We start from the raw sequence: 4,407 nt of genomic DNA on the forward strand, positions 1-4,407 counted from the left end.
GGCCACGCTGGACACCGCGCGGCAGTTGCAGGAAGCCGGTGTGGCCGTGACCTATCTGGTGCCGGATGCCGACGGGTTGATCAGCGCCGACGCGGTCAGTGAGGCGTTGCGCGAAGACACCTTTCTGGTCTCGCTGATGTTGGTGAATAACGAATTGGGCACCCTGAATGACATCCCGGCCATCGGCGCGCGGGTACGTGAGCATGGCGCGTTGTTGCATGTCGACGCGGCGCAAGGGGCGGGCAAGGTGGCGATCGACCTGGCACAGTGGCCGGTGGATTTGATGTCGTTTTCCGCGCACAAGCTGTATGGCCCCAAGGGCATTGGTGCGCTGTATGTCGGCCCCCGAGCGCAACAGAAAGTGTTGGCACAGATTCATGGCGGCGGTCACGAGGGTGGATTGCGCTCCGGGACGCTGGCCACCCATCAGATTGCGGGCATGGGAGCGGCTTTCGCCCTCGCGGCGGCGTCTTTTGCGCAGGAGAAGGCCGTGATCGTGGCCTTGCGCCAGCGCCTGCTGGACCAGTTGGATGCGGTCGGTGGCGTGCGCCTCAATGGCAGCGCTGAACAGCGTATTCCTCACACCCTCAGTCTTACGTTCAACGAAGGTGAGTTTGACGCTGCGGCGTTGAGTGCCGGCATCGCTTTTTCGGCCACCTCGGCGTGCAACTCCGCCAGCAATGCGCCTTCCCACGTGTTGCTTGCGTTGGGCCATGACGCACGTTCTGCTGGTCGCACCATACGTTTGAGCCTGGGCCGGTTTACCACCGAGCAGGACATCGACCAGGCCGTGCAATTGATTAAGGCTGCACTGGCCAGCGCCCCGGCGTTCTGGGCCGTCTGATTTTTTCATAACAATTATTAGTGGTTAGCAGGAGACACAATGAGTACGCAGCCCTTGACCCATGGAACGGTGCCCCAGCGCCTGGCGCACACCCGCGAACTGATGAGCCGCGAGGGTATTCACGCCCTGCTGGTGCCGTCGGCTGACCCGCATTTGTCCGAATACTTGCCGGGTTACTGGCAGGGGCGCCAATGGTTGTCGGGGTTCCATGGTTCGGTAGGCACGCTGATTGTCACTGCGGATTTCGCCGGTGTCTGGGCCGATAGCCGTTACTGGGAACAGGCGACCAAGGAGCTCAAGGGCAGTGGCATTGAGTTGGTCAAGCTGCAACCGGGTCAGCCCGGGCCGCTGGAGTGGCTGGCCGAGCAGACGCCGGAAGGCGGCGTGGTAGCGGTGGACGGCGCGGTGATGGCGGTCGCTTCGGCGCGTACCCTGGGCGCCAAGCTGGCAGAGCGCGGTGCGCGCCTGCGTACCGATATCGACGTACTCGATGCGGTTTGGAAAGACCGTCCGAGCCTGCCGAACCAGCCGATTTATCAGCATCTGCCACCGCAAGCGACCGTCAGCCGTGGCGATAAGCTCGCCGCACTGCGCGCCAGTCTGAAAGAGAAGGGCGCTGATTGGCACTTCATTGCGACCCTGGATGACATCGCCTGGCTGTTCAACCTGCGCGGCGGCGATGTTTCGTTTAATCCGGTGTTTGTTTCGTTTGCGTTGATCAATCAACAACAAGCCACGTTGTTTGTGGCGCTGAGTAAAGTTGATGCAGAGTTGCGCGCGGTGCTTGCACAGGAGGGGGTGACGTTGCGCGACTACAGCGACGTGGCGGACGCCCTGCGGGCAGTTCCATCGGGGGCCAGCTTGCAAGTTGACCCCGCCCGCGTTACCGCCGGCTTGCTGGAAAACCTGGATGCCGGCGTCAAGCTGATCGAAGGCCTGAACCCGACCACATTGGCCAAATCCCGCAAGAGCCTGGCGGACGCGGAACATATCCGCCGGGCCATGGAGCAGGACGGCGCGGCCTTGTGCGAGTTCTTTGCCTGGCTGGACAGTGCGCTGGGTCGTGAGCGCATCACGGAGCTGACTATCGATGAACACCTGACTGCTGCGCGCAGCCGTCGTCCTGATTATGTGTCGCTGAGTTTCAATACCATCGCAGCATTCAATGCCAATGGGGCGATGCCGCATTACCACGCCACCGAAGAAGAGCATGCGGTGATCGAAGGCGATGGCTTGCTGCTGATCGATTCGGGTGGGCAGTACCTGGGCGGTACCACGGATATCACCCGGATGGTACCTATCGGTACGCCGAGCGATGAACAGAAACGTGACTGCACCCGTGTACTGAAGGGCGTTATTGCACTGTCCCGCGCTCATTTCCCCAAAGGCATTCTATCGCCGCTGCTGGACGCCATTGCCCGCGCGCCGATCTGGGCCGAAGGCGTGGACTACGGCCACGGTACCGGGCACGGCGTGGGTTATTTCCTCAATGTGCATGAAGGCCCGCAGGTGATCGCCTACCAGGCTGCCACTGCGCCACAAACCGCGATGCAGCCGGGGATGATCACCTCCATTGAGCCGGGTACCTATCGTCCGGGACGCTGGGGCGTGCGTATCGAGAACCTGGTATTGAACCGCGAAGCAGGCAAGACCGAGTTTGGTGAGTTCCTCGCGTTTGAAACCTTGACCTTATGCCCGATCGACACCCGTTGCCTGGAGCCGTCGCTGCTCACTGCGGATGAGCGTGAGTGGTTCAATGCCTATCACGCCCAGGTGCGTGAACGCTTGAGCCCGTTGCTCAGCGGTGCCGCGCTGGAATGGTTGCAGGTGCGTACGGCGGCTATCTGATCGGTTGCAGTCGTCGTGGACCGGGTTGGGAGCTGCAATAGTTGAGTTGCAGCACCGCGAAGGGATGGGGTTGTGTATATGAGCAGTCGCTGGTGACTGCTCGGGGGATATTACTTACAGATGACGATCATGCTGCGGCTGGTGTAGCCGGCAGGGTTGATGCCGAAGGGGTAGTCCCCAGGCTCCTCGGAGTTGTCACCGGACTTGGCGATAACCCGGTAGCCCTTGGCCCCGCAAGAGTTGGTCGCACTGGTGTAGCACTGGTCCCAGGAAGACGACAGGCCGGAACAGTTGATATGCAGCCCTTTTTTGCCCCGTTTTACCTCTGTCTTGGTAGTCGCGGCACAGCCAGCAATGGCCACGACCATTAACAGTATCAAGATTCGCTTCATTCCCATCCTTAATAGCCACTTCGCAATGCTTGAAGTCGGCTCTACTCGCTCTCGAGTGTAGCGTTCGCGCTGTCCTTGTCGAAAAACTCCATGGATGACATTCGTTTGCAGTTTTAAACATGGCCTAAATACGCGGCAAATACCAGAGCAACCTTCAAAGATGATTCAATCCGCTGGAACCAGCGGCTTTGCGTCATTGCGCATGGTCAGCGTCGCGCCTACCGAGGCTAGGATAATGCAACTTATGGCCAGCCATTGCGGTAGGGAAAGGTGTTCCTGCAAGAAGAAAAGTCCCGACAGCGCACCGAATGCAGGCTCGATGCTCATAAGCGTGCCGAAGGTGCGTGCGGGGAGGCGTGTCAGTGCAACCATCTCCAGCGTGTAGGGCAGGGCGGTGGACAGAATGGCGACGCCAATGGCGATGGGAATCAATGCTGGGGTCAGTAAGGCGGTGCCGGCATGTACGATACCGATGGGCGCGACAAACAGGGCCGCGATCATCACGCCGAGCGCGGCGGTCTGGACGCCGTTGTCGTTACCTGCTTTCTGTCCGAACAGAATGTAGAGTGCCCAGCAGACCCCCGCGCCTAACGCATAGGCCGCGCCGACGAGGTCGATTCCACTGCTGGCCTCACCCATGGGAATCAACAGGAGCAGGCCGACGATCGCGAGGGCTATCCACAAGAAGTCTACCGCTCGGCGAGAGGCGTAGATTGCTACGGCGAGCGGTCCGGTGAATTCGAGCGCTACGGCTATGCCCAAGGGGACGCTGCGCAAGGACATATAGAAGAGGAAGTTCATGCCCCCCAGAGCCATCCCGTAGACCACCACTGTGCGCAGGGATTTTGCGGTCAGCCTGGCACGCCATGGTCGCAATATAAGCAGCATGATCACGCTGGCAAAGATCAGGCGCAGGGTTGTGGTGCCTTGTGCTCCGACAATCGGGAACATGCTCTTGGCCAGTGAGGCTCCGGACTGGATGGAGGCCATAGCGATCAACAGTAGGCCGACCGGAAACAGTGCCGAGGCCAAACTGCGGGAGGAGGTGGTCATTGGGGTGTTCGTCCGAGGTCATATTTGGGAAGCAGGGGCCGCTATGATGCTTAACTGATTCGGGTTGAGCAATATATTGCTCAACTTTGTCTGGGGACTGGCTATATATAGAGGAAGTTGAAGGTTGATAGGCGGTTTGATAGAAAAACCAAATTATTAGTTGACGGCAGATTCTGAGAGCCTATAATTCGCCCCACTTCCGGCGCAGTCGAAACGTAAAACTCCTTGGTAAACAAAGAGTTATGCAAGATTAGGCAGCGGTTTGCTTCA

Annotated in this window: 4 protein-coding genes; 2 read left to right on the plus strand and 2 right to left on the minus strand. The window is 59.5% G+C overall.

Going from position 1 to position 4,407, the window contains the following annotated elements; all coding sequences use genetic code 11:
* Together J1G35_RS30455 and J1G35_RS30460 are read left to right on the plus strand one after the other, a co-directional pair.
* The coding region (locus J1G35_RS30455; RefSeq protein ID WP_223016854.1) for an aminotransferase class V-fold PLP-dependent enzyme at positions 1-844 on the plus strand (844 nt) is incomplete at its 5' end.
* 39 nt (positions 845-883) lie between these two features.
* On the plus strand, positions 884-2,692 hold the full coding sequence (locus J1G35_RS30460) for an aminopeptidase P family protein (RefSeq protein WP_223016855.1): 1,809 nt from the start codon (positions 884-886) through the stop codon (positions 2,690-2,692).
* Positions 2,693-2,802: 110 nt separating this feature from the next.
* Here the strand turns inward: J1G35_RS30460 and J1G35_RS30465 are convergent, their stop codons facing one another.
* The gene (locus tag J1G35_RS30465; protein WP_053128743.1) at positions 2,803-3,084 is read right to left on the minus strand and encodes a hypothetical protein; all 282 of its coding nucleotides are present in this window, start codon (positions 3,082-3,084) and stop codon (positions 2,803-2,805) included.
* A gap of 165 nt (positions 3,085-3,249) precedes the next feature.
* Complete coding sequence (gene rhtA / locus J1G35_RS30470) at positions 3,250-4,137, minus strand: threonine/homoserine exporter RhtA (protein WP_053128745.1); 888 nt, start codon at positions 4,135-4,137, stop codon at positions 3,250-3,252.
* Between the last annotated feature and the right edge of the window lie 270 nt (positions 4,138-4,407).

Origin of the sequence: Pseudomonas sp. SH10-3B, from assembly GCF_019891415.1 — a bacterium.
In the GTDB taxonomy this organism is placed as follows: Bacteria; Pseudomonadota; Gammaproteobacteria; order Pseudomonadales; family Pseudomonadaceae; genus Aquipseudomonas.

What these genes read in the sequence shown, in the direction of transcription:
- J1G35_RS30460 (WP_223016855.1), top strand. Translation starts at nt 884, where the DNA reads ATGAGTACGCAGCCCTTGACCCATGGAACGGTGCCCCAGCGCCTGGCG.
- J1G35_RS30465 (WP_053128743.1), bottom strand. Translation starts at nt 3,084, where the DNA reads ATGAAGCGAATCTTGATACTGTTAATGGTCGTGGCCATTGCTGGCTGT.
- rhtA (WP_053128745.1), bottom strand. Translation starts at nt 4,137, where the DNA reads ATGACCACCTCCTCCCGCAGTTTGGCCTCGGCACTGTTTCCGGTCGGC.